1 protein-coding gene is annotated in these 3,266 nt (G+C 46.0%); it reads right to left on the bottom strand.

Annotated elements, in window-relative coordinates; genetic code table 11:
* Window positions 1-287: 287 nt before the first annotated feature.
* Complete coding sequence (locus BCT81_RS14830) at window positions 288-3,176, bottom strand: Ig-like domain-containing protein (protein WP_102424923.1); 2,889 nt, start codon at window positions 3,174-3,176, stop codon at window positions 288-290.
* Window positions 3,177-3,266: the final 90 nt, after the last annotated feature.

The following is a 3,266-nucleotide window of genomic DNA, read 5'->3' as shown; positions in this document are numbered from 1 at the left end:
TGTAAAGCAATGGTTTTCAACTATATTAATTTATTTTTAAATTTATCCACGTCTTTTACTTTTTCCGGCCATGAGTTCAAGTAATGAAAACCATGTATCCAAATCAACGAAGAAAATCGTGCTGACGCACTTTGGGGGCATGCGATGTGAAGTGTTATGAAGCACTATTCACCGCTTTTGGCTAAACCCCTTTATCACAAGGGGAATCTGGAGCTCTGAATGATTGGGGAGCAAATAACGGAAGGCATAAGCGCCTTCCGTCGTTCAAGTAGGCGATAAGGTAAGTACTACTTACTTACGCTAATCATCTCGTTAAAGTAATCCACTTGCTCTGCCATGTTCAAACCTTGTTTGTTTGAACCCAACGTCCACATAAAAAAGCCACCATAACCGTTATCTTTCTGCCATTTAGCACGGTCTAGGTTGTTCTGGCGTGTTTCAACAAAGTTACCACCGGGTGCCCACTGATTGTTGATCGTATTACCTAGAACAATCTTAGACTTGTCTCCAATGTACTCAGCGTAGTTCGCCATCGCGACTTCGTATAAGAAGTTTCGACCCGCGTCGTATGTCATCACGTTGAAGAAATCGAAGTCGTTCTTGGTCGCTTTCAACAGATCAATCACTTCACCGTGGTGAGAGGAACGGCCAGACTCTTCAATGTAAGAGCAGTTTTCAAACACGCTTGCATCCATACATTCAACTGGATCCGCACCTACGTGGTAAGTCGTCAGAGACAGAACCTTCGTATTACCCACTTTCTCACGGATAAGTTTGATCAACGCCGTTAAGTCTTGGTTCTCTTTGTCTGAGATTCGTGCCGCTTTCTCAAAGTCAAAGTCCAGGCCATCAATGTGCACGTAACCCGCTAATTGGTACTTGCTGTAATCACAGCTACCGTCTGAGTTTGTTGCAAGACACTCGCCTTCCATTTCTTCAGGTTTGAGGTTCTTTTTGTACACAGGGAATGGCGTATGCACCAAATCAACCAACCCATTAGCTACTGCTTCACGGCTTTCAGGCGTACCGATCGCCGTCCAAATGCTTTCGTAAGTTTGACCACCGAACGCGACCATCATGGTCACATTTTCATTATCATGCTTGAGTGTTGACCACGCTAGATACTGTGTTGCCATCCAGTCCGGGCTATAATTCGGTGGTGTTAGCATGCCATCAGAGATCGTGATGTTACCGCTTGCGTCCCACTTACCAAATGACAATAGATAGCCATCACCTTCTGAGTTGAACAGCTCTTGGTAGTCATTCAGCCCCCAAGACGTTAGGTAACTGATAGAGCGATCAGGGTTATCGACTAAGCCGCCACCGCCTGTGCTTTCTTTGACCATAATGTTAGACGTTGCAGAGGTTTGCTCTTGGTTGGACGTATTCACCGCTTTTGCGGTTACAGCATATGTACCCTGCTGAGCACCTAGCCATTCATATTCATAAGGTGCTTCCGTATCTTTAAACAGCTCGTTACCGTTCGCGATGAAGCTAACCGAGGAAATATCCCCTTCGTAACTCTTCGCGTCTGCTTTGATCGAAATCGCACGACCTTCGAAATAGCTTGAGCCGTCAACAGGAGATGCCAAAGAAACAACCAAGTCTTTATCGGTAATCGCTAAAGAAATTGGCGCCGCCTCCGCACTCGCACCTTGGTCATCGTAGGCAACAACCGTCAATGTGTATTGGCCTTCAACTTGGGCAGGCACCGTGATGGTGTAAGTATCTCCTTGTGAAGGCGTGTTTGATGTCGCAACCACTTGACCATTCAATTGAACATCAACGCGAGCAACTTCAGTATCATCCGATGCATCGACTACAACTTCAAATGCTTGGTTAGGTGCGATTTTCTGTCCATCTTGCGGTGATTGAACGTCCACCACTGGCACAGGGTTCGGATCACACTCACCCGCTTCATCCCATGCATCTTTCCACGCATCAGGATAACTTGGATGACCGGTTCCTGGTGTCCATACAGGGTTACCACACCAACCCGCTACCGTACATGAGTAGATATTGCCAATGTTAGTGACTTCATCACCGACTTTATAGGCCACACCATCTTGGTACTTAGGTATGTCACCACAGCTGGTGCTTGTATCTGTCACCGTGATGGTTAAATTCTTACTAGAGACATGTTGCTCGTCATCTTTGGCTTCCGCACGAAGCGTAGTAGAGCCTGCCGTTTGCGTTGTCCAGTCACAAGAAAAATCTTGGGTCGTTTTCGCATCAAGAGAACACACTTCTGAATCGTTAGCAAAGAACTTAACCGTCGCTAAGTCATCATCTGCATCTGTTACATGCGCTGAAATTGTGATGCTGTCACCTTTTTGGTGAGAAGAGCCTGCGTCTGGCGAGATAAACTCAATCACAGGTGGGTTTGGCGCCGTCGATTCTGACTCTACCGTCACTTGAACTGCTTTTTCTGTGAGTTTATCGCCACTGTCATTGAACGCCATCACAGTGATCGATGCAGCACCCACTTCGCTTGGAAGCCAAGCTTGTTGGTATTCTGTTGTACCTTCTACAACGTTTTGCTCACCCAATTTGGTACTGTTTGCCCAGAACTCGAGTTTGCTTGCACCCTCACCTTCAACACCCGTAATGATGTCAACATTCGTACCTGTGTAAACCACTGAGTTTTGAGCAGGCGCTAAAATATCCAGTGAAAATTCTGGTGGAGGAACCACTTCGCCATCCACTTTCACCACAACAGAATTCTCAAACGCATTCAGATCTGTCAGTTCACCACCGAAAGAGATAGTCAATGCCGCAGATTCACCAGAGGCCAGCTCACTATCAACCCAAGAGCCTTCTGGGAACGTCAATGTCACGGCGTTCAATACCCCATCCGCTTGCGTCGTATGAGAGATTTCCCATGATGGGTAAGAAAGATGGTTCGACGCCCAGTTGATCTCGTTAATCGCTACTGGCAATAAAAATTCGATCACAGCTTCACGCATGTCTGCGCTATCTGAGCCCGTGTTGGTGATATCTAGCTTATAGGTGCTCCAGTATTCACTTTCTGACTGAGCTACCGCATCAGTACTGAACTCACTAGCCATGGCTTGTGAAATTGGATTCAACAATAAGCCAGAGCAAAGCATTGTTAGCCCTAACGCGCGATATCCAAAAGAGTGAATCTGTTTAGCACTGCTCTTTCTTAGATACATACTTGATTCCTTAGCTTTATATTAATTATTTTATTTCTGCAATAAACCTGCAATGGGAAATTCATCCCCCCGTTGCAAGCACACTTAATT

This window comes from Vibrio sp. 10N.261.52.A1 (assembly GCF_002876325.1).
GTDB classification, from domain to species: Bacteria; Pseudomonadota; Gammaproteobacteria; order Enterobacterales; family Vibrionaceae; genus Vibrio; species Vibrio chagasii.
The sequence above is the reverse complement of the archived record's forward strand: the minus strand, read 5'-3'. Positions and strand labels throughout refer to the sequence as shown.

Bases quoted from the DNA above. Each gene is read 5' to 3' on its own strand.
- BCT81_RS14830 (WP_102424923.1), bottom strand. From the start codon at position 3,176: ATGTATCTAAGAAAGAGCAGTGCTAAACAGATTCACTCTTTTGGATAT.